Below are 18,833 nucleotides of genomic sequence, written 5' to 3'. Positions count from 1 at the left end.
ATGAACGACAAGCCGACATCGCTCAATGCCGAAGGAATATCCGAACCATTCGCATCGGAAAATGTTCCGTTGGAGGAATGGTCGAAGGGCACGCGCTATGGCAGCAAGTTTCGCTATCTCTCGGGATTTGGAGGAGCGAATCACGTTGGCGTTGCCTTGGAAGAGCTGGCGCCGGGCAAGGAATCCAACATGAACCATTATCACATGCTCGAGGAGGAGCAGGCGTTCATCCTCGAGGGTGAGATGACGCTGCGGCTCGGCAGCAAGACATATCGGATGAAGGCGGGGGATCACGTCTGCTTTCCGGCCGGTCAGAAAGTCGGACATTCGTTCTACAACCACAGCGACGCGCCCTGCCGGTTCATCATGATCGGCGAGAAAAACCCGAACGAAGTCGTGGTCTATCCCGAAACGGGACGCGTCGGCGTGCGATTACTGAGTGAAGGTTACGATAAAACCGCCACGATGGAATACTGGCAAGGCGCTGATACAGAGCGAAAACCGCACAGCTAGTATCTATTTCAGCAGATAGACGTTTTCATCGCCTGGGAATTTTCGCGAACGGACGTCATCAGCATAGGCTTTGACAGCTTCGTCGATTGCCGTGCCGACGGCACCGTAGACCTTGACGAATTTGGGCGGCTTCGGATTGTAGCCAAGCATGTCCTCAAGCACGAGAATCTGACCGTCGCATTCGAGTGACCCGCCAATTCCAATCGTGGGGATAGCGATCTCGCGCGAAATCTCAGCCGCAAGCGGCTCCACAATTCCCTCAAGCACTACGGAAAAGGCTCCAGCGTCGCTGACCGCCTTTGCATCAGCCTTGATCAGCGGCCATAGTGCCGTGTCGCGGCCTTGTGTCTTGAAACCACCGAGCGTGTTGACGGATTGCGGCGTCAGCCCGATATGCGCCATCACCGGTATGCCGCGCTCGATCAGGAAGCGGATGGTGTCAGCCATGCGCACGCCACCTTCCAGCTTGACGGCCCCGCAACCGGTCTCCTGCATGACGCGAGCAGCATTGCGGAACGCAATCTCGGGGCTCTCCTCGTAAGAGCCAAAGGGCATATCGACCACGACCATCGCCCGCTTTGAGCCACGCACCACGGCACGGCCATGGGCGATCATAAGATCGAGCGACACACCGAGCGTTGATTCCATCGCGTAAAGAACCATGGCGAGACTATCGCCAACGAGGAGAATATCAGCGTGCTGGTCGACGATGCGCGCAGTGTTGGCGTGGTAGGAGGTCAGCGCAACGATCGGCTCGCCGCCTTTGCGGACACGTATTTCCGGTGCGGTGACCCGGCGAGTGACGATTTCCTGACTCATAGCTCCTCCTCCCACTTCCCCGTTCAGCCGATAACGCGCTGGTCGATCAGACGCACCTTGCCGAAGCGGACTGTCAACAAAATGACGACTGGCTGTTTGAATTTGCCTGAAACCGGATCAAGTGTCCGAGCATCGCGGATGTCGACGGATTCGATCTCGCCGCGCTTCTCGGTTTCCAGAACTGCGCGAACCGCATTGCGGATGGCCGATACGGAGCGCTGGCCTTGTCCGACCAATTCCTCTGCCTGCACCAGTGATTTGGCCAGGATGACAGCAGCCTTGCGGTCGGCAGGGGTCAGCATGGCATTGCGCGACGAACACGCAAGCCCATCGCCTTCGCGCACGGTGGCCACTCCGGTTATCCCAATTGGCATGTCGAGATCGGCCACCATCCGGCGGACAATCGTCAATTGCTGGTAATCCTTCTCGCCGAAAAACGCATGGTCCGGCTGAACTATATTAAACAATTTGGTGACGACTGTTGTTACGCCGCGAAAATGCCCAGGCCTGATCTTGCCGATCAGTATCCGCGACAGCACCGGGTTATCAACGATCGTATTGGCGCCTTGGCGGTAAATTTCCGCAACGTCCGGCGTAAAAACGTAGTCAACACCCTCGGCCTCGAGCTTGGCAAGGTCGCCTGCCATGTCGCGCGGATAGGAGGACAGGTCCTCATTCGGTCCGAACTGCGTCGGGTTCACGAAGATCGAAACGACGCTGACGTCGCAGGCGTTTTTTGAATGGCGAACCAATGAGATATGGCCGATATGCAAATAACCCATCGTCGGTACGAGACCGATGGATTTGCCTTTGAGGCGGTCAGCTTTCAGGGCAGCGCGCAGTTCTGCGATGGTGGCGATGACCTTCATTTGATTTCGATGTCCAGTCCGATATCCAGCGTTGGTGCTGCCATGGTAATTTTCGATGTCGAGATATAGTCGACGCCGGTTTCTGCAATCGCCTTGATCGTGTCAAACGCTATATTGCCGGATGCTTCCAGCTTCGCCCGGCCACCATTGATTTTCACCGCCTTTTCAAGCAGTTCTGGCGTCATATTATCAAGAAGAATCACATCGGCATCGACGGAAAGCGCCTCTTCAAACTGTTCGAGGCCGTCGACTTCCACCTCGATTTTGACGAGATGTCCGACATAGGCGCGAGCAGCGAGAATCGCCTTTGCGACACCGCCTGCCACCGCGACGTGATTGTCCTTGATCAGGATGGCATCGTCGAGGCCGAAACGATGGTTGGAGCCGCCACCACATTTCACTGCATATTTGGCAAAGGCACGCATGCCAGGAATGGTCTTGCGTGTGTCGCAGACCTTCGCGTTGGTGTGGGCAATCAAATCAGCGAATTTTGCGGTATAGCTTGCAATGCCGCTCAGATGCATGAGGAAATTGAGCGCGACGCGTTCGGCGGAGAGAATGGCACGGGCGTTGCCTTCGATGCGTGCAATGTCCTCGCCCGGCTTGACCCTCGCGCCATCCGTGGCCAGCGTAGTGATTTTCAGCTTGGGGTCCATCAACGTAAAGGCGGTGCGGGCAAAATCCATGCCGCAGATCGTACCGACCGCGCGGCTAGAAAGCACTGCGCTGGCTACGGCATCCTCGGGCAGGGTCGCGTTGGTCGTAATATCCCCTGCCCGGCCGAGATCTTCGAGCAGGGCAGCACGCACGGCATCCTCGATCAACAATTGCGGAAGTGATGGCGGAAAGGCTTTTTGCATGTCTTCAGCCATCAGGCCAACTCCATCATTTCACTCACAGAAGCTTCGGCATCGGCCAGTGTCAGAAATGTCCTGTGCTGCCACTCAGCACGTTTCTCTGGAAAGTCGGTGCGGAAATGGCCACCGCGGCTTTCCTCGCGTCGCAGCGCACTGACGGCGACCAGCTTTGCCGTCGCCAATACATTCCGAAAGGCAGCATCACGATTGGCTTTGTCCAACTCAAGAATAGTCTTCAACCCTTGAAGCATGCCTTTGCGGTCGCGAACAACACCAAAACTGGCGCTCATCGTCTTGCGGAGTGTGGTCATCGCTGCCGTATCCGCTTCGGCGGCAAGATCGTCCCGGTCTACCGAGCCCTTCGACCAATCTTCCGTGTATTGCGCGTCACCCTTGCCGATCTTGGCGGCAATGCGCGCCGAAAACACGACGGCTTCGAGCAGAGAGTTCGAAGCCAGCCGGTTTGCCCCATGCGCTCCTGTCGAGGTGCATTCCCCGCAAGCCCACAACCCGTTGATCGAGGTGCGCCCATCGGCGTCTGTCAGAATACCGCCCATGAAATAGTGCGCGGCAGGGATGACAGGAATGGGGTCGACAACAGGATCAATGCCGGCGTCGCGACAATACTTGTAGACTGTCGGAAACTCCTCGGCGAATGAGGCACCCACGGCCTTGGTGCAGTCGAGCCAGGCACCACGACCAGCCATGACTTCAGCATAAATCCCGCGCGCCACGACATCACGGGGACCCAGTTCCGCATCGGGATCGAGCTTAAGCATAAAACGTTCACCGGCGCGATTTATCAATGTCGCACCGTGACCACGGAGGGCCTCCGTCGCCAGGGGTGCCGGGTCTTTATTCACATCCAGCGCCGTCGGGTGAAACTGCACGAATTCCATATCCGCCATCATCGCACCAGCTCGCGCTGCCATGCCGATACCCTCGCCGCGTGCCTCGGAAGGATTGGTGGTCACTGCGTAGAGATGGCCGATGCCGCCGGTGGCGATCACAACCGCCTGTGAAGCCAGTTTTACCTGCGTGGCACGCCCCGCTTCTGTTCGCGCGATGACACCGGTTACCGCGCCTTTCTCGATCATCAGGTCTTCGACCACATACCCTTCCATCACCCTGATCGATGGCGTATCTTCAACCGTTTTCACCAGAGCCTGCATGATTGCACGCCCCGCCATGTCGCCGCGTACCCTGACGATACGGCTCTCAGAATGCGCCGCCTCGCGCGATACTTGCAGCCTGCCTTCGAGATCGCGGTCGAAGGGAACGCCATAGCCGAGAAGATCGTGGACACGGGACGCCGCTTCGCTCGCCATTAAACGCGCTATGTTCTCGTCAACAATGCCGTCACCAGCGGCGACCGTGTCGGCGACGTGCTTTTCTTTCGTGTCGCCTTCCGAGACGGCAGCAGCAATACCCGCCTGCGCCCAGGCCGAGGATGCGCCGCGGCCAATGGGTGCCGCTGCAAGCACGGTGACTGGCCGGGGAGCAAGTTTCAGTGCACAAAAAAGTCCGGCAAGTCCGCCACCGATGATGATGACGGGATCGGAATGAGTGGACATCAGCTTTTCTCGTCTCAGTTCTTCAGGTTGACCATACGCTCTACAGCGAGCCGCGCCTTTTCGGCGATCAGCGGATCGACGTGAATTTCTTCACGCATGTAGACCAGGCTTTCAAGAATGTTCGGCAATGTGATGCGCTTCATGTGCGGGCAGAGATTGCACGGCTTGATGAACTTTACGTCCGGTACTTCAGATTCGATATTGGAGGCCATGGAGCACTCCGTGACGAGCAGCACCTTGGCCGGACGATTGTCCTTTACATAGTCGATCATGCCTCGCGTCGAGCCGGTATAGTCTGCGATTGCCACCACTTCAGGTGGACATTCAGGATGAGCAATGATCTGGATATCCGGATCGGCTGCCCGATATGCGAGCAACTCATCCGCTGTGAATCGCTCGTGCACCTCGCAATGGCCTTTCCACGTCAAGATCTTGACGTTCGTCTGTGCAGCAACATTCTGCGCGAGAAATTCATCCGGAATACACAAAACGCGATCGACGCCGAAGCTTTCGACAACTTGGACCGCATTGGCCGATGTGCAGCATATATCGCTTTCGGCCTTCACTTCAGCGGAGGTGTTCACGTAGGTTACAATCGGCACTCCAGGATAGGTCTCGCGCAGCAGGCGTACATCAGCGCCGGTAATGGACTCAGCCAGCGAGCAGCCAGCACGCATATCCGGGATCAGCACAGTTTTGTGCGGATTGAGAAGTTTGGACGTCTCCGCCATGAAGTGCACACCGCATTGAACGATGATCTCTGCGTCCACGCGTGTCGCCTCTTTGGCGAGCTGCAGGGAGTCACCAACGATATCGGCCACGCAGTGAAAAATCTCCGGGGTCTGGTAATTGTGGGCGAGGATGACGGCGTTGCGCTGTTTCTTCAGACGGTTGATCGCAGCCACATAGGGTGCGTAGACCGGCCATTCGATCCGCGGGATATGGTGAGCGACACGTTCGTACAGATGCTCGGTTTCGGCGGCGATCTCCGGCGTGTACGAAAGATCCGGCATCTTGAGAACGCCAAAACGTTTCGCTGCAGTTTGACCGGACACACGGTCAGTCTTGATGCGGGCGGCGCTGGTCATATCCACTTCCTCCTGGACATTCTGTCCTTGGCAAGTTGGCCAAGTTTTGGTCATTGGTCATTTATACTCACTTTGAGCATATTTATGACCAAAAGAAAAACGGCAGGGCCGTCGCGAAATACATAGGGGATTATTTTGCTGGCTTCAAGGTTGATAATCGAGCTTTTTGTGACTCCCTGACGGGAAGGATACGCCAGGTGTGGCTTTGACGACCTTTCCGTCCCCGAAATTACCAGCCCCTGGACTGACGGTAATCATTGTAACGGCGCTCTTGCAAATAGCGTCTTTGCGGGCTGTCGCCGCCGATACGTGGTGTGCAATCGGTAAACACCTTCGCATCGCGATCGCTTGGCCGATCGCACCAAACGAGTGGACTGACATTGCCGGAGTTGGCGCAACCGCCAAGAATCATAGAGCCCAACAGAATCGGCAGAATTATTCGCATGAAATCAATCCCTTACTCACTCAGGTCAGGACCCGAGAAACTCATCAAATGCATTTATGTACCAATCAACTCAATTCAATTGATTGGGATCACAAATGAGATAATCCTGCGCCTCCCATAAAAGGAGACGGCCATGCCGCAGAACGAAGCAAGTGTCGCCCAAAAGTCCGCCGTGCCATGGCTCATCATCATTGCCGGCTGTCTCATTGCGCTTTTGACGTTCGGGCCTCGTTCCGCAATGGGATTCTTCCAGCTACCGATGCTCGCCGAGAAGGGTTGGGATAGAACTACGTTTGGCATGGCCATGGCACTGCAGAATTTGTTCTGGGGTGCCGGACAGCCATTCTTCGGCGCGATCGCTGACAAGTATGGCACGTGGCGTGTGCTGCTTCTGTCCGCGCTATTCTATTCGAGCGGTCTGGCCATGATGGCTTGGGCCACCTCGCCGGGCATCCTCTATCTCGGCGGCGGTGTCCTCGTGGGTCTTGGTATTGCCGCGGGTTCCTTTGGCGTTATTCTATCGGCCTTTGCGCGTAATGTTTCAGCAGCCAGCCGGACCTTCGTCTTCGGTATCGGCACAGCGGCAGGCTCCGCAGGCATGTTCGTCTTTGCGCCGATCAGTCAGGGCCTCATCGATCGATTTGGCTGGTCGGATGCGCTGGTCTATCTCGGGCTGGCAATGTTGATTGTTCCGATCCTTGCCATACCCCTGCGTGGCAATTCCTCAAGCGGCAGAACCAAGGAAGCTCAATACAAGCAGTCGATTGGCCAGGCATTGAAGGAAGCATTCGCACACAAGAGCTATCTGCTACTGACGACGGGCTTCTTCGTCTGCGGATTTCAGGTGGCGTTTATCACGGCACATTTTCCCGCCTATCTAGGCGACATTGGCATCGATGCTACCTATGCGGTACTAGCGCTGGCACTCATCGGGTTTTTCAACATCATCGGTTCGCTTGCATCGGGCATGATCAGCCAGCGCTATTCCAAGCCGAAATTTCTGGCGTTTCTCTACCTCGGGCGTTCGATATTGGTCACGGCCTTTCTGCTTCTTCCGCAAACAGGAACTTCCGTGATTGTCTTCGCGATCCTCATGGGACTGATGTGGCTTTCGACTGTGCCGCCGACAAATTCACTCGTCGCCATCATGTTCGGCACCCGCTATCTCGGCATGCTGGGCGGCATCGTGTTTTTCTCGCACCAGATCGGCTCGTTCCTGGGTGTCTGGCTGGGCGGGTATCTCTATGACCACTTCGGCAGTTATGATCCCGTCTGGTGGCTCGGGGTCGTACTCGGCATATTTGCGGCGATTGTTCACTGGCCAATTGAAGAGACTGCTGCTGTACGCTCTGCCCTCCAGCCGGCGGAATAGACTAATCCGCCGCTCAAGCCAATGAGCGGCGGATTTGACTTGTGCGGTTTTCGGGTCTCAATCTCTCAGAACCGCTTCAATCTTGTCGAGCGCTTCCGCTTTACCGATACCTGTCAGAAAGGCCAATGTGGTGATGACTGGCTTGCTAAGATCCTTTGGCAGTTGCGCGGTTGTAACGACGAGATCGACATCATCGATCTGTCCTGCCACTTCCGTTGTCTTGCACTGCCTTGAGTTGAAGCGGATGCCACGCTCCTTCATTGCATCCTCGACCGCATGCGCCACCACCGTCGATGTGGCGATACCCGTTCCGCATGCAAAAAGCACGGTTTTCTGCCGAGTCATAAGTTTCCTCCCTAATCTTTAATGCAGACTTATCGCAGAAGGCGGGACACGTCTTCCACCGATTTGGATTGGATCAGCGCCGAAATAATTTCGGGTGACTGAATTGTGCCTGCGATCTCCTGCAACATTTCGATTTGCTTGTCCTTGTCATTGAGGGCCATCAGGAAAACCACGCTGACCTGCAGCTTCTCGTCCGGATATTCCATATTGGAAAACGACACTGGTTCAACCAACGTTGCAAGTGCCAAACCGGGCCTCAGCACATGTTCAGGATCTGTGTGTGGTACGGCTACGTTGTTGTCACCTCCGAGCGGCAGGCCGGTCGGCAGCGTTGCCTCGCGCGCGAGCACGGCATCAGCGAAGCTAGGTTTGACATATCCCAGCGCCTGCAATCGATCAGCCAAAATACGGATGACATCCTGGTCTGTCGCGGCCTTGACCCCGAGGACAATCGCCCCGGGATCAAGATAGTTCATCAAGGCGTGCGCCATTCATCCACTCCACTGGTGCTGTTAGACGGTTTCATCTGTCCCGAGATCGTCGGCACCTGCTGCACGCTCCCACGCTGCGGTGTTGCGGTGATAGGCCCAGAAGGCTCCGGCAATGACAATTGCCAGCACCGCAAGCCCAACTGCACCCAAATTCTGGATCAGGGCAATGACGACGTATGGTATCCACAGGAAGCCATCGACAACGCTGGTGATCTGCACTGCATTTGCAGGCATCTGGAAGCCAGACGATTGGGCCGCGGCGGTAAAGAGCGGCGCAAGGGCATTGGCGACATAAAAGCCGACAGCCAGAGTGACAGTACCGACGATCACCATGCGGAAGACATTGCCCTTGAGAAGTGGCGCAGTCATGGCGACAAGGAACGGAATGACTGCAAGATCAGCAAACAGGATGACGCGGTTTCCGGGCAAAATGATCGACAAAATGATCGCGATCGGCACAAGAATAAGCGATGACGAGATTGCTGCGGGGTGGCCGATCAGGATGGCGGAATCGAGCCCCACGAGCAGTTCGCGGTCGCCGGTACGTTTACGCACGAATTCCTGCGCGGCATCGGAAACAGGCAAAAGGCCCTCCATCAGGATCTTCACCATGCGCGGCAGCAGCAACATAACAGCCGCCAGGGTCATGCCGGTCTGGAGCACCTTCGTGAGCACTACGCCGAAATCACCGGCATTGTAGTAGGCTATGATGCCAAGCACGAGGCCGATGATCAGACCGAGAATGACCGGTTCACCGAAAACACCGAAGCGCCGTTCGAAGGTTTCGGTGTTGAGCTCGATCTTGTTGATGCCAGGAATGCGATCGATGATCCAATTGAGTACGATCGCAATTGGCAGGATTTGTGCTGATGCGAGATGCGGCACGGAAATGCCCGGGATTCCATAGAATTTTTGTACGGCCCTGGCGGACCAATCCGCAAACAGCAGGCAAAGTGCAACCATCAGCGCTGCAACGATCAAGCCATAAGTGAGACTGTTGGTAGCCGCTACGGCGAGCGAGCCTATAAATGCAAAATGCCAGAAGTTCCAAACATCGACGTTCAACGTGCGGGTAAGGCGCGTCAACAGCAACGCTATATTGACCACAATGGCGATCGGGATGACCCACAGACCGACGGACGATCCAAAAGCGATCGCGGCGGCCGATGGCCAACCAACATCCACAATGTCGCGATGAATGCCAGTATTGGTGACTATCGCCTTGGCGACATCGCCAATCGACGTGAGCATCAGCCCGAGAACCAGATTAATACCAATGAAGGCAACGCCGATTGTGACGGCGGCCCGGAACGCCCTGCCCGGTCTTGCCCCCAAAACCAATGCGATGATGAAAATTACAATTGGCAACAGAACGGTCGGTCCCATTGCGTCGACGGCGGCTTTCAAGCCGGTCAAGATAGTATCCATTCAATTCCTCCCCCGCAGTCCTCCTCGACCGCACATCACAGAACATTTGTATTCTGCAATGCATCAATGTGTACTCATATGCAATTTGCTAAGTCAACGCATGACTTTCGACAGAACACGGTTTGGCGAAATCCAGATCGCGAAGTTGCAGTTTTTCAACAAGTCTTAGAGGAGCTGGCTAGTCTCGGAGGAGGAGATTGCCGAATTCGACAATGATCTGGCAACAGCATTCAGGAAGCCGTCGCGTGCTTCAGGCGGCTTTTGCGCCCGGGGTTCCCAGACATGCAGGGTGAAGAAAAAACTGGTCAGCCGGAACGCAGCGATGATTTCGGCAAGCGATGCAGCGCGCACGCTCGAGTTGACCATGAACGGAGGCATGGCAAGCAGCTTGTCCGCCCACGGCGCTCCAGCATCGCGCGAGACTGCACGTCCGGATTTCGGCGATACATAGGTCAGGTTCTGATCGGTGCCCGTGGAGGCGCAGCGTTTCAGGTCCAGACCGAAACCTAGTTCCTCGAGCATCATCACTTCGAAACGCACGAGCAGTTCGCCGGCAATCAATGTATCTTCGCAATGTTCGAGGATGATGGCCAGCGTTTCGAACAAATTCTGATGCGGATCGCGCTCGGGAAGCAACCGCAGATGCGCGGCCGCCAGCTGCAGCCCGTAAAGCGCCACCGGCTGCTCGATCAATCGCGCAGCAGAAAAGCTGACGGGCTCGACCTGCATCATGCCGAGATGTTCATCTATGCGCGCGCGCCAGATGACGTCCACGCGATTGCCCGCCTGCAATAGCGGTTGCATGCGACGGGAACGCCCACCCCGTACCAGTCCCATGTGGCGGCCGTGTTCGCGCGTCATCAATTCAAGGATAGCACTGGTTTCCCCGTGCCGCCTTGTTCCAAGGATTATGCCCTCGTCATGCCATTCCATATTATGAGACTGGCGCTATGAGTTCGGGAATTCAAGGCCCATTTCGCGGTAACGCTCAGGGTCATTGCCCCAGTTGTCACGAACCTTGACGAAAAGGAAGAGGTGCACCTTCTGATCGAGGATTTCCATCAGTTCCTTACGCGCGGCCTGGCCGATGGCTTTGATTGCTTGCCCCTCGTGTCCGAGAACAATTTTCTTCTGGCTGTCGCGCTCGACGTAGATCACCTGCTGAATGCGAACGGAACCGTCCTTCTTTTCTTCCCAGCTTTCGGTCTCGATGTGTGACGAATAGGGCAGCTCATTGTGCAAGCGCAGATAGAGCTTTTCGCGGGTGATTTCTGCTGCAAGCATACGCATGGGCATGTCGGAAATCTGATCCTCCGGGTAATACCACGGACCTTCCGGCAAATTGTCGGCAAGGTATTTCAACAAATCCTTGCAGCCATAGCCCTTCAGCGCGGAAATCATGAAGGTCTTGTCGAAATTGACCATTTCATTGGCCTTTTGCGCCAGTTCCAGCAGCTTCGGCGCCTCGATACGATCCACCTTGTTGAGGACGAGGATCACCTTGCGTTTCTTCTCATGGAGACTGCCGAGAATGGCTTCAGCCTCTTCGTCGATCCCTTGCTCCACATCGATGAGCACCAGAATGAGGTCGGCGTCCTTGGCTCCGCCCCAGGCAGTCGTGACCATTGCGCGGTCCAGACGGCGTTTCGGCTTGAAAATGCCGGGTGTATCGACCAGTACCATCTGCGTCTGCTCGTGAATGACGATACCGCGCACCAGCGCACGCGTCGTCTGCACCTTATGGGTAACGATCGACACCTTGCTTCCGACGAGCTGGTTGACCAGCGTTGACTTGCCCGCATTCGGCGCGCCAATCAAAGCGATAAAGCCCGAGCGGGTTGGAACATCGGGCTTTGCATCAGCTTCTGTTGTCTGTTCTTGTTCGGTCATTATGGTTCTTCTTCCTGCGTCTTCTTACGAACGCCTTGACGATAAAGCAACGCAACCGCGGCTTCCTGTTCGGCAATGCGCTTCGAACGGCCTATGCCGGTTGCGGGATCGAAGCCTTTGACATCGACCTTCACCGTAAACTGTGGATCGTGATCGGGACCTGTGCGGTCGACCACGCTGTAAATCGGTTGAGCGCCATTCTGCTGGTGCGCCCATTCCTGCAATTCTGTCTTCGGATCACGCTGCGCCGAATTGATTTCGCGCGAGCGGGCATCCCAATAGTGCTCGATAAAAGGTTGCGCCGCTTCCAGTCCGCCGTCCAGATAAATCGTGGCGATCAGCGATTCAACCACGTCGGCACGCAAGCTTTTGAGCCGTTTGTCCGCAAGGCCCTTCACATCGGAGCCAGTACGAATGAACTCGTGCAGACCGATCTCGTCAGCAACCGACGCACAGGTATCGGCGTTGACGAGGGAATTCAGCCGTAGGGACAGTTCTCCTTCCGTCGCGGTTGGATAGGCCCGGAACAGCAGTTCGGCGATCACAAGACCGAGAACCCGATCGCCCAGGAACTCGAGGCGTTCATAATCGGACCCGGCCGAAGGGCGCGCACTTGCATGCGTAAGCGCACGCTCCAGGCGGCCGAGATCGCGAAAGGTGTGCCTGGTTTTTTCCTCCAGTCTGCGAACGGCGTCGGCGGACAGGCTCATTGGCTCATCAATTGTTCTGGACGGAGTTTGGAGCGCCGTTGACGCTGTGCAGCAGCCGTCCGAAGCGAACCTCCGACGGCCAGCGCCAAATCTCAAGCGGGCTTGCTTTACCGGCGATCGAGAAGAAGATGATGTTGGCGCGGCCAACGAAATTCTCAAGCGGAACATAGCCGACGTCAAATCGGCTATCGCTCGAATTGTCCCGGTTGTCGCCCATCATGAAGTAGTTTCCTGCTGGAACAATGAATTCCCGCGTGTCGTCGCCAAGGCCGTTCGGCGTCAGGTCAAGCGTATCGTAGGTGATGCCGTTCGGCAGCGTTTCACGATAGACGTCGACGGGCCGGTTGACCTCCGTCACGTCGGGATTGTCGATCTGGCCAACCTTCTCGCGCGGTACGGCCACATCATTGATGTAGAGTACACCACCGCGCATCTGGATTTTGTCACCCGGCAGTCCGATAACGCGCTTGATGAAATCCAAAGATGTGTCATTGGGCTTGCGGAATACGGCGATATCGCCGCGTTTCGGTTCACCGCTCCAGATGCGGCCCGAAAACAAATCTGGCGCAAAGGGAATCGAATATTTGGAATAACCGTAGGAGAATTTCGAGACGAACAGATAATCGCCTTCGAGCAGGGTCGGCCTCATCGAGCCGGATGGGATGTTGAAGGGCTGAAACAGCAACGTCCGGATGACCAGGGCGAGCAGCAGCGCCTGCACGATAACGCTGATCGTCTCACCAAGACCACCAGAATTCTTCACAACAGCTTTGTCGCTCACGTGTCTCATATCTCCAAAAACCAAATGTGCCCCCTCTTAACCGCTGAACGCGCGGGGGGCAATGCCGCTCAATGCCGTTTGATTACGGCTATTCTTCGATTCTCTCCGCCTCGATAATCACAAATGCTTGTGCAAGGGGAAAATCATCGGTGATGGTCAAATGAATTCGTGTGGAACAGCCGGCGGGAGTGATTGCCGAGAGCCGTTCCGCCGCTCCATTTGTAAGTTGCATGGTGGGTGCGCCGCTTGGCAGGTTGACGACGCCCATGTCGCGCCAGAATACGCCGCGTGACAAGCCTGTGCCGAGAGCCTTGGCGCAGGCTTCCTTCGCAGCAAAGCGTTTGGCATAGGAAGCTGCACGCTCTTTGCGGCGGTCAGACTTGGCCTGTTCAATTGGAGTATATACCCGCTCGATAAAGCGGCTGCCGTGCCGTTCGAGCGTCTTTTCGATACGCCTGATATCGATCAAATCGCTACCGATTCCAATGATCATGTCGGCTCGGTTGCCTTTTCCAGGCGGAATGTAGCCTTGTGCCGCCGATGCTGGAACTTTGCAACTGTCCAGCGCACCGGAAAATAGATGAGCAGCGCTGCGATGAGACCGAGCGGAACGGCTCCGATCAGCATAGGCTTGATCAGCGGTTGCCACAGAACGAGAAAATCCAGATGCCTGAGCATGGCGCCGAGATGCGGTGGCAAGGGTTCTCCAGTCAGACTGCCACTCAGAACGAAGCGACCGACTTCCAGCGTCGCGGCCCAGATGAAAGGCAGAATCAAAGGATTACCCAAGGTTGTCCCGATAACTGCCGCAGCAATGTTGCCTCCGATCAACCAGGCGATGGTCAGGGCAACAGCAATATGGACGCCGAGAAGCGGAATGAATGCAGCGAAGATGCCGCATGCAAAACCAGTCGCGATAGCATGGGGTGTAGCTCGAAGTCTTAGGACACGCTTGCCGAAATAGCGTAAAGACCGACCGACGGAACGGCGAGGCCAAAGCGCTACGCGCAGCCGTTCCCGCAGACAAGGTTCTTTACGCCTCTTGAAGAGCATCTCAATCCAAGTCCTTCTGCACCAAAGCAACGTATACTTTGAATGTGTCAAATCCGCTTTGGTTCATTAGAGCAAATTTTGTCTAAATAGAGCCGGTTCTGTTTCCCGGATGGCGAGACAATCCACGAGGAAGGTGGCGAGGCCGATGCTTTTCCATCGGACGACGACGCCTGACAAAGTGGTTGGCCGCCAGCCGGAAACCCGAAGGGCCGGGTGAATTCGGGCCAAATCCATCGGGCTTCGGCTTCGTCCGATGGAAAAGCATCGGCCTCGCCAAACCCCTCGACCTTGTCCCATGAATTCCCTCCGGCAGAACGACTCTATTTAGACAAAACTTGCTCTAGTTCATTCAGATGTTGCGACTACCGGGCTTAACAGGCGGAATTGCGGCAAGTTCAGGCGGAAGGTCATCAGCAGGATAGGCCGGTACTTCATATTCCGCCAGCGCTATCAACGGCACTCCCACATCACTTTTTCCAGCTGACCGGTCGATGATACACGCTGCTGCCAGTACATCCGCACCCAACTCCTGCAGGCAAGTCACCGTCTCTCGAATGGAAAGCCCTGTCGTCACGATATCTTCAACAATGACGACGCGCGCGCCCTTGGCAATCTCAAAGCGACGAAGCTTGAAAATACCATTTTCACGCTCGACCCAGATCGCCGGAACGCCCAGATGCCGTGATGTCTCGTAGGCCGGAATGATACCACCGATGGCGGGACCAACCACATAGTCAATTTGGCCAAGGCCGGCGCCTTCGATTTTCTCCGCGAGGCCACGGCAGACACGTTCGGTCTTGTCCGCATGCATGAAGACGCGTGCTTTCTGTAAAAAGATCGGGCTGCGCAGACCTGATGTCAGGATGAAATGCCCTTCCAGCACCGCCCCCGCCTCGCGAAACACGTCCAGAACCTCATTTGTATTCATTCCGCCTCTCTATCCACTAACGCGCTGCGCATCGCTGACGCATTTGCTCTCTTTAAGTTTTGACAATATCCGATTGAGATGTTTGAGATTCCACACTTCGAGGTCAACGATCATCTGCGTGAAATCCGGGGCTGTACGGACCATCGAAAGGTTGTGAATGTTTGTCTCGTTCTCAGCAATGATCTGCGCAATTTCCGCTAGCGATCCCGGCGCATTGATCGCCGAAATGTTTATGCGAGCCGGGAAACGATCGCGACGGCTCTCATCTATATCCCAGCGAACATCGATCCAACGTTCCGGCTGATCGTCATAGGCCATCAACGCCGAGGACTGGATCGGATAGATTGTCATTCCTGCACCCGGCTGGAGAATGCCGACGATCCGGTCGCCGGGAACCGCACCTTCAGGCGAGAAGTGCACAGGCATATCCGGGCTAGCGCCTCGGATCGGCAGGGCGTTCGGACCACCCGGCTCCAGACCAGCGGCCTCCGCACCTTCAGGCATTTTGAAGATCATTCCGGAAGTGTTGCGGAAATTCACCCAACCTTCCTCGCGGTCGGGCGCACTCGGCTTGGGTTTGGCGTCCTGATATTCCGGATAGACCGCTTTCATCACGTCGGATGATGGCAATTCACCGCGGCCGACTGCAGCCAGAACATCGTCGATCTCCTTGCGTGCCAGACGCGGCAGGCCCTTTTTCAATTCGTCGCGAGAATAGACCTTCCCTGCCCGCTCGAACGCTCGCTCAAGTATCTGCATGCCGAGGCCGGAATATTGCTTGCGCACAGCCAGCCGCGTCGCGCGGCGAATGGCAGCGCGCGCCTTGCCTGTAACAACGATCGATTCCCAGGCGGCAGGCGGTGTTTGGGCCTTGGAGCGGATGATCTCCACTTCGTCGCCGTTATGCAGAACGGTCATCAGCGGCATGATGCGGCCATTGACCTTGGCGCCCACGCAGCTGTCACCAATATTCGTGTGCACAGCGTAGGCGAAATCGATGGGTGTAGCACCGCGCGGCAGTGCGATCAGGCGGCCCTTCGGCGTGAAGCAGAAGACCTGATCCTGAAACAGTTCGAGCTTCGTATGCTCGAGAAATTCTTCCGGATTGTCGCCTTCCGCCAGCGCCTCGATAGTCTGGCGCAACCATGCATAGGCATTGGTTTCAGTTGAAATGACGTGAGGATTCTGCGCACTGCCGCGGTCCTTGTAGATCGAATGCGCCGCGACACCATATTCGGCAATGTCGTTCATCTCACGGGTGCGTATTTGCAGTTCGACGCGTTGACGCGATGGCCCAACGATGGTCGTATGAATTGAACGGTAATCGTTCTGCTTCGGTGTCGAGATGTAGTCCTTGAACCGCCCCGGAACCATCGACCAGGTCGTATGAATGATACCGAGAGCGTTGTAGCAATCGGCAACCGTATCCACGACGACCCGAAACCCGAAAATGTCCGATAGCTGCTCGAAGGAAAGGCCCTTACTTTCCATCTTGCGGAACACCGACCAGGCTTTCTTCTGCCGGCTTTTCACACTGGCCTTGACACCGTGTTTTTCGAACAGGCTGGAAAGATCGGTTTCGATCTGCTTCAGCGTCGCCTTGTTCTTCTCCAGCAACTCCGCGAGCCGGTTGGTGACGGCATTGAAGGCTTCAGGGTTGATGTAGCGGAATGCGAGCTGCTCCAGCTCCTCGCGCATGTCCTGCATACCCATGCGGCCAGCCAGCGGCGCATAGATATCCATCGTCTCCTCGGAGATGCGCAGGCGCTTGTCCTCGGGCACGTGGTGGAGTGTGCGCATGTTGTGCAGGCGGTCGGCGAGCTTGACGAGCAGGACGCGCACATCATCAGAGATCGCCAACAGCAGTTTACGCAGATTTTCGGCCTGAACAGCCTTTTTCGAGACAAGATCAAGCTTTTTCAGCTTGGTCAGACCCTCGACAAGTTTGCCTATGTCCGGGCCGAACAACGTGTCGATTTCCTGCCGTGTCGCTGAGGTATCCTCGATAGTGTCATGCAGCAAGGCGATGGCGATGGTCGCCTCGTCGAGGTGCATGTCTGTCAGGATGGCAGCGACTTCCAGCGGGTGGGAAAAATACGGATCGCCCGATGCACGCTTCTGGTGACCATGCTTCTGCATGGCATAGACATAGGCCTTGTTAAGCAACGCCTCGTTGACGTCAGGCTTGTAACGCTGGACACGCTCGACAAGCTCATACTGACGCATCATGGATGGGGGTCTCCGGAGTTACACACAAACAGAATTTGGTCGAAGAAGAATTGTTATGCCGTCTATATGGTTATTGCGTTACCAACACGCAAAAATAATGCGCCGCAGAGACTGCGACGCATCAAAAAGGATTTGATGTAGAGACGTTTAAAACCGTCTCTTAGTAGTCGTCGCTCTTCTCGGGGGCTACCAGCCCTTCGATACCGGCCAACAATTCTTCTTCCGACATCGAATCGAAGGAAACATTGTCGTCAGCATCGGTCTCGACAGTCTCGGTCAGATCGCTATCAGCAGTAACCTGCGGCACAGCGACTGCTTCCGGCTCATCGACTTCCACATGCTTCTGCAGCGAATGAATCAGATCTTCCTTCAGGTCACCGGGCGAAAGCGTTTCTTCTGCGATTTCACGCAGAGCAACCACCGGATTCTTATCATTATCGCGATCGATGGTGATCGCTGCACCTTGCGAAATCAGGCGCGCGCGGTGACTGGCCAGCAGAACCAGTTCAAAACGGTTCTCAACCTTGTCAACGCAATCTTCAACAGTGACGCGGGCCATAAACTGCCCCTTTCATTTTTAACTGAATTAGCGGATTAATGGGGACATAACGTGCTTGCGCGCAAAAAACAAGCAAAAGCGCCGAAAGTTCGCGCTACATGGAACGAATCCGGTGCGGTACCTCACCGAATGTTGAGCACTTATGTCCAAAAACATATACAAATCTTCAATCAAGGTCTTGGCTTTTGCCGCAACCCGACGTAATTAAATATTCAACTTTCGTATAAGATCAGATCGGGCTTTGTTATTCTCCAGCTGATTTGAAATTGAAGCTCAGATTTTTGAAATGGAACGTTATTATGTTTGATCCCCGCGAAAAAATCGTCCTGTTTATCGATGGTGCAAATCTCTACGCAGCGTCCAAGGTACTCGGATTTGATATAGATTACCGCAAACTTCTCTCAGCTTTCCAGAAACGCGGTTATCTGTTGCGCGCCTATTACTATACTGCTCTGGTCGAAGACCAGGAATATTCTTCAATTCGGCCATTGATCGATTGGCTCGACTATAATGGTTACAAGGTCGTGACCAAGCCTGCGAAAGAATTCACGGATTCTGCCGGCCGCCGCAAGATCAAGGGCAATATGGATATCGAACTTGCTGTCGATGCCATGCAACTTACTGATACGGTTGATCATTTCGTTATCTTCTCGGGCGACGGCGATTTCCGTTCGCTGGTTGAAGCGCTGCAGCGCAAAGGCCGCAAGGTCAGCGTCGTTTCGACGCTATCGACGCAGCCGCCGATGATTTCGGATGAACTGCGCCGCCAGGCCGATCATTTCATAGATCTGACATCGCTGCGAGCCGAGATCGGCCGTGAACCGTCCGAACGGGCGCCGCGGCCGCGGGTCGAAGAAGAACAGGTCGATTATTGATCGCGAC

21 protein-coding genes are annotated in these 18,833 nt (G+C 55.6%); 3 read left to right on the top strand and 18 right to left on the bottom strand.

The features are described from left to right. Nucleotides 1–513: a cupin domain-containing protein gene (locus LB462_RS01740; RefSeq protein WP_224505685.1), complete on the top strand. Its 513-nt coding sequence runs from the start codon at nucleotides 1–3 to the stop codon at nucleotides 511–513. A 3-nt stretch (nucleotides 514–516) separates the two neighbouring features. Here LB462_RS01740 and panB read toward each other — a convergent pair whose 3' ends face one another. The 6 genes from panB to LB462_RS01710 all read right to left on the bottom strand — a co-directional run bounded on the left by panB (nucleotide 517) and on the right by LB462_RS01710 (nucleotide 6,165). Then, nucleotides 517–1,332, bottom strand: a complete 816-nt coding sequence (gene panB, locus LB462_RS01735) for a 3-methyl-2-oxobutanoate hydroxymethyltransferase (protein WP_224505684.1) — start codon at nucleotides 1,330–1,332, stop codon at nucleotides 517–519. A gap of 23 nt (nucleotides 1,333–1,355) precedes the next feature. Further along, complete coding sequence (gene panC, locus LB462_RS01730; RefSeq protein WP_224505683.1) at nucleotides 1,356–2,201, bottom strand: pantoate--beta-alanine ligase; 846 nt, start codon at nucleotides 2,199–2,201, stop codon at nucleotides 1,356–1,358. Next, complete coding sequence (gene nadC / locus LB462_RS01725; RefSeq protein WP_370637052.1) at nucleotides 2,198–3,061, bottom strand: carboxylating nicotinate-nucleotide diphosphorylase; 864 nt, start codon at nucleotides 3,059–3,061, stop codon at nucleotides 2,198–2,200. Before nadC ends, panC begins: the two co-directional genes overlap by 4 nt. A gap of 11 nt (nucleotides 3,062–3,072) precedes the next feature. Further along, on the bottom strand, nucleotides 3,073–4,632 hold the full coding sequence (locus LB462_RS01720) for an L-aspartate oxidase (protein WP_224505681.1): 1,560 nt from the start codon (nucleotides 4,630–4,632) through the stop codon (nucleotides 3,073–3,075). Nucleotides 4,633–4,646: 14 nt separating this feature from the next. Then, nucleotides 4,647–5,720, bottom strand: coding sequence for a quinolinate synthase NadA (gene nadA, locus LB462_RS01715; RefSeq protein WP_114429091.1), 1,074 nt, complete (start codon nucleotides 5,718–5,720; stop codon nucleotides 4,647–4,649). Nucleotides 5,721–5,949: 229 nt separating this feature from the next. Next, entirely contained in the window at nucleotides 5,950–6,165 is a 216-nt protein-coding gene (locus LB462_RS01710) for a hypothetical protein (RefSeq protein WP_224505680.1), read from the bottom strand. A 133-nt stretch (nucleotides 6,166–6,298) separates the two neighbouring features. On the opposite strand from LB462_RS01710, the gene LB462_RS01705 reads away from it, so the two are divergent. Then, nucleotides 6,299–7,537 (top strand): MFS transporter, encoded by a 1,239-nt coding sequence (locus LB462_RS01705; protein ID WP_224505679.1) that lies wholly within the window; start codon nucleotides 6,299–6,301, stop codon nucleotides 7,535–7,537. A 57-nt stretch (nucleotides 7,538–7,594) separates the two neighbouring features. Here LB462_RS01705 and LB462_RS01700 read toward each other — a convergent pair whose 3' ends face one another. From LB462_RS01700 to rpoZ, 12 genes are all read right to left on the bottom strand, one after another. After that, nucleotides 7,595–7,882: a PTS sugar transporter subunit IIB gene (locus LB462_RS01700; RefSeq protein WP_224505678.1), complete on the bottom strand. Its 288-nt coding sequence runs from the start codon at nucleotides 7,880–7,882 to the stop codon at nucleotides 7,595–7,597. A gap of 29 nt (nucleotides 7,883–7,911) precedes the next feature. Then, nucleotides 7,912–8,373, bottom strand: coding sequence for a PTS sugar transporter subunit IIA (locus tag LB462_RS01695; RefSeq protein WP_224505677.1), 462 nt, complete (start codon nucleotides 8,371–8,373; stop codon nucleotides 7,912–7,914). Nucleotides 8,374–8,394: 21 nt separating this feature from the next. Then, a complete protein-coding gene (locus LB462_RS01690; RefSeq protein ID WP_224505676.1) occupies nucleotides 8,395–9,801 on the bottom strand; it encodes a PTS galactitol transporter subunit IIC in 1,407 nt (468 codons plus the stop codon). Between the two features lie 165 nt (nucleotides 9,802–9,966). Continuing rightward, nucleotides 9,967–10,734, bottom strand: a complete 768-nt coding sequence (gene recO, locus LB462_RS01685; protein WP_224505675.1) for a DNA repair protein RecO — start codon at nucleotides 10,732–10,734, stop codon at nucleotides 9,967–9,969. A gap of 15 nt (nucleotides 10,735–10,749) precedes the next feature. Further along, nucleotides 10,750–11,691, bottom strand: coding sequence for a GTPase Era (gene era, locus LB462_RS01680; protein ID WP_224505674.1), 942 nt, complete (start codon nucleotides 11,689–11,691; stop codon nucleotides 10,750–10,752). Beyond that, entirely contained in the window at nucleotides 11,691–12,401 is a 711-nt protein-coding gene (rnc, locus tag LB462_RS01675; RefSeq protein ID WP_224505673.1) for a ribonuclease III, read from the bottom strand. The genes era and rnc overlap by 1 nt, the downstream gene beginning before the upstream one ends. A gap of 7 nt (nucleotides 12,402–12,408) precedes the next feature. Beyond that, the gene (gene lepB, locus LB462_RS01670) at nucleotides 12,409–13,191 is read right to left on the bottom strand and encodes a signal peptidase I (protein ID WP_224505672.1); all 783 of its coding nucleotides are present in this window, start codon (nucleotides 13,189–13,191) and stop codon (nucleotides 12,409–12,411) included. Between the two features lie 79 nt (nucleotides 13,192–13,270). Then, on the bottom strand, nucleotides 13,271–13,675 hold the full coding sequence (gene acpS / locus LB462_RS01665; RefSeq protein WP_224505671.1) for a holo-ACP synthase: 405 nt from the start codon (nucleotides 13,673–13,675) through the stop codon (nucleotides 13,271–13,273). Then, nucleotides 13,672–14,235, bottom strand: a complete 564-nt coding sequence (locus LB462_RS01660) for a DUF2062 domain-containing protein (protein WP_224505670.1) — start codon at nucleotides 14,233–14,235, stop codon at nucleotides 13,672–13,674. Before LB462_RS01660 ends, acpS begins: the two co-directional genes overlap by 4 nt. A 349-nt stretch (nucleotides 14,236–14,584) precedes the next feature. Then, nucleotides 14,585–15,163, bottom strand: coding sequence for an orotate phosphoribosyltransferase (gene pyrE, locus LB462_RS01655; protein WP_112527755.1), 579 nt, complete (start codon nucleotides 15,161–15,163; stop codon nucleotides 14,585–14,587). Between the two features lie 9 nt (nucleotides 15,164–15,172). After that, nucleotides 15,173–17,392: a RelA/SpoT family protein gene (locus LB462_RS01650; RefSeq protein WP_224505669.1), complete on the bottom strand. Its 2,220-nt coding sequence runs from the start codon at nucleotides 17,390–17,392 to the stop codon at nucleotides 15,173–15,175. A gap of 160 nt (nucleotides 17,393–17,552) precedes the next feature. Then, on the bottom strand, nucleotides 17,553–17,951 hold the full coding sequence (gene rpoZ, locus LB462_RS01645) for a DNA-directed RNA polymerase subunit omega (RefSeq protein ID WP_210001968.1): 399 nt from the start codon (nucleotides 17,949–17,951) through the stop codon (nucleotides 17,553–17,555). Nucleotides 17,952–18,250: 299 nt separating this feature from the next. On the opposite strand from rpoZ, the gene LB462_RS01640 reads away from it, so the two are divergent. Continuing rightward, nucleotides 18,251–18,826, top strand: coding sequence for a LabA-like NYN domain-containing protein (locus LB462_RS01640; RefSeq protein ID WP_112527748.1), 576 nt, complete (start codon nucleotides 18,251–18,253; stop codon nucleotides 18,824–18,826). The last annotated feature ends 7 nt before the right edge of the window (nucleotides 18,827–18,833 follow it).

Origin of the sequence: Phyllobacterium chamaecytisi (genome assembly GCF_020164455.1) — a bacterium.
In the GTDB taxonomy this organism is placed as follows: Bacteria; Pseudomonadota; Alphaproteobacteria; order Rhizobiales; family Rhizobiaceae; genus Phyllobacterium; species Phyllobacterium chamaecytisi.
The sequence above is the reverse complement of the archived record's forward strand: the minus strand, read 5'-3'. Positions and strand labels throughout refer to the sequence as shown.

Bases quoted from the DNA above. Each gene is read 5' to 3' on its own strand.
- era (WP_224505674.1), bottom strand. From the start codon at position 11,691: ATGACCGAACAAGAACAGACAACAGAAGCTGATGCAAAGCCCGATGTT.
- LB462_RS01650 (WP_224505669.1), bottom strand. From the start codon at position 17,392: ATGATGCGTCAGTATGAGCTTGTCGAGCGTGTCCAGCGTTACAAGCCT.
- panB (WP_224505684.1), bottom strand. From the start codon at position 1,332: ATGAGTCAGGAAATCGTCACTCGCCGGGTCACCGCACCGGAAATACGT.
- LB462_RS01660 (WP_224505670.1), bottom strand. From the start codon at position 14,235: ATGCTCTTCAAGAGGCGTAAAGAACCTTGTCTGCGGGAACGGCTGCGC.
- LB462_RS01700 (WP_224505678.1), bottom strand. From the start codon at position 7,882: ATGACTCGGCAGAAAACCGTGCTTTTTGCATGCGGAACGGGTATCGCC.
- nadC (WP_370637052.1), bottom strand. From the start codon at position 3,061: ATGCAAAAAGCCTTTCCGCCATCACTTCCGCAATTGTTGATCGAGGAT.
- LB462_RS01705 (WP_224505679.1), top strand. From the start codon at position 6,299: ATGCCGCAGAACGAAGCAAGTGTCGCCCAAAAGTCCGCCGTGCCATGG.
- panC (WP_224505683.1), bottom strand. From the start codon at position 2,201: ATGAAGGTCATCGCCACCATCGCAGAACTGCGCGCTGCCCTGAAAGCT.
- lepB (WP_224505672.1), bottom strand. From the start codon at position 13,191: ATGAGACACGTGAGCGACAAAGCTGTTGTGAAGAATTCTGGTGGTCTT.
- LB462_RS01695 (WP_224505677.1), bottom strand. From the start codon at position 8,373: ATGGCGCACGCCTTGATGAACTATCTTGATCCCGGGGCGATTGTCCTC.
- rnc (WP_224505673.1), bottom strand. From the start codon at position 12,401: ATGAGCCTGTCCGCCGACGCCGTTCGCAGACTGGAGGAAAAAACCAGG.
- rpoZ (WP_210001968.1), bottom strand. From the start codon at position 17,951: ATGGCCCGCGTCACTGTTGAAGATTGCGTTGACAAGGTTGAGAACCGT.
- LB462_RS01690 (WP_224505676.1), bottom strand. From the start codon at position 9,801: ATGGATACTATCTTGACCGGCTTGAAAGCCGCCGTCGACGCAATGGGA.
- LB462_RS01720 (WP_224505681.1), bottom strand. From the start codon at position 4,632: ATGTCCACTCATTCCGATCCCGTCATCATCATCGGTGGCGGACTTGCC.
- LB462_RS01640 (WP_112527748.1), top strand. From the start codon at position 18,251: ATGTTTGATCCCCGCGAAAAAATCGTCCTGTTTATCGATGGTGCAAAT.
- LB462_RS01710 (WP_224505680.1), bottom strand. From the start codon at position 6,165: ATGCGAATAATTCTGCCGATTCTGTTGGGCTCTATGATTCTTGGCGGT.
- acpS (WP_224505671.1), bottom strand. From the start codon at position 13,675: ATGATCATTGGAATCGGTAGCGATTTGATCGATATCAGGCGTATCGAA.
- LB462_RS01740 (WP_224505685.1), top strand. From the start codon at position 1: ATGAACGACAAGCCGACATCGCTCAATGCCGAAGGAATATCCGAACCA.
- recO (WP_224505675.1), bottom strand. From the start codon at position 10,734: ATGGAATGGCATGACGAGGGCATAATCCTTGGAACAAGGCGGCACGGG.
- nadA (WP_114429091.1), bottom strand. From the start codon at position 5,720: ATGACCAGCGCCGCCCGCATCAAGACTGACCGTGTGTCCGGTCAAACT.
- pyrE (WP_112527755.1), bottom strand. From the start codon at position 15,163: ATGAATACAAATGAGGTTCTGGACGTGTTTCGCGAGGCGGGGGCGGTG.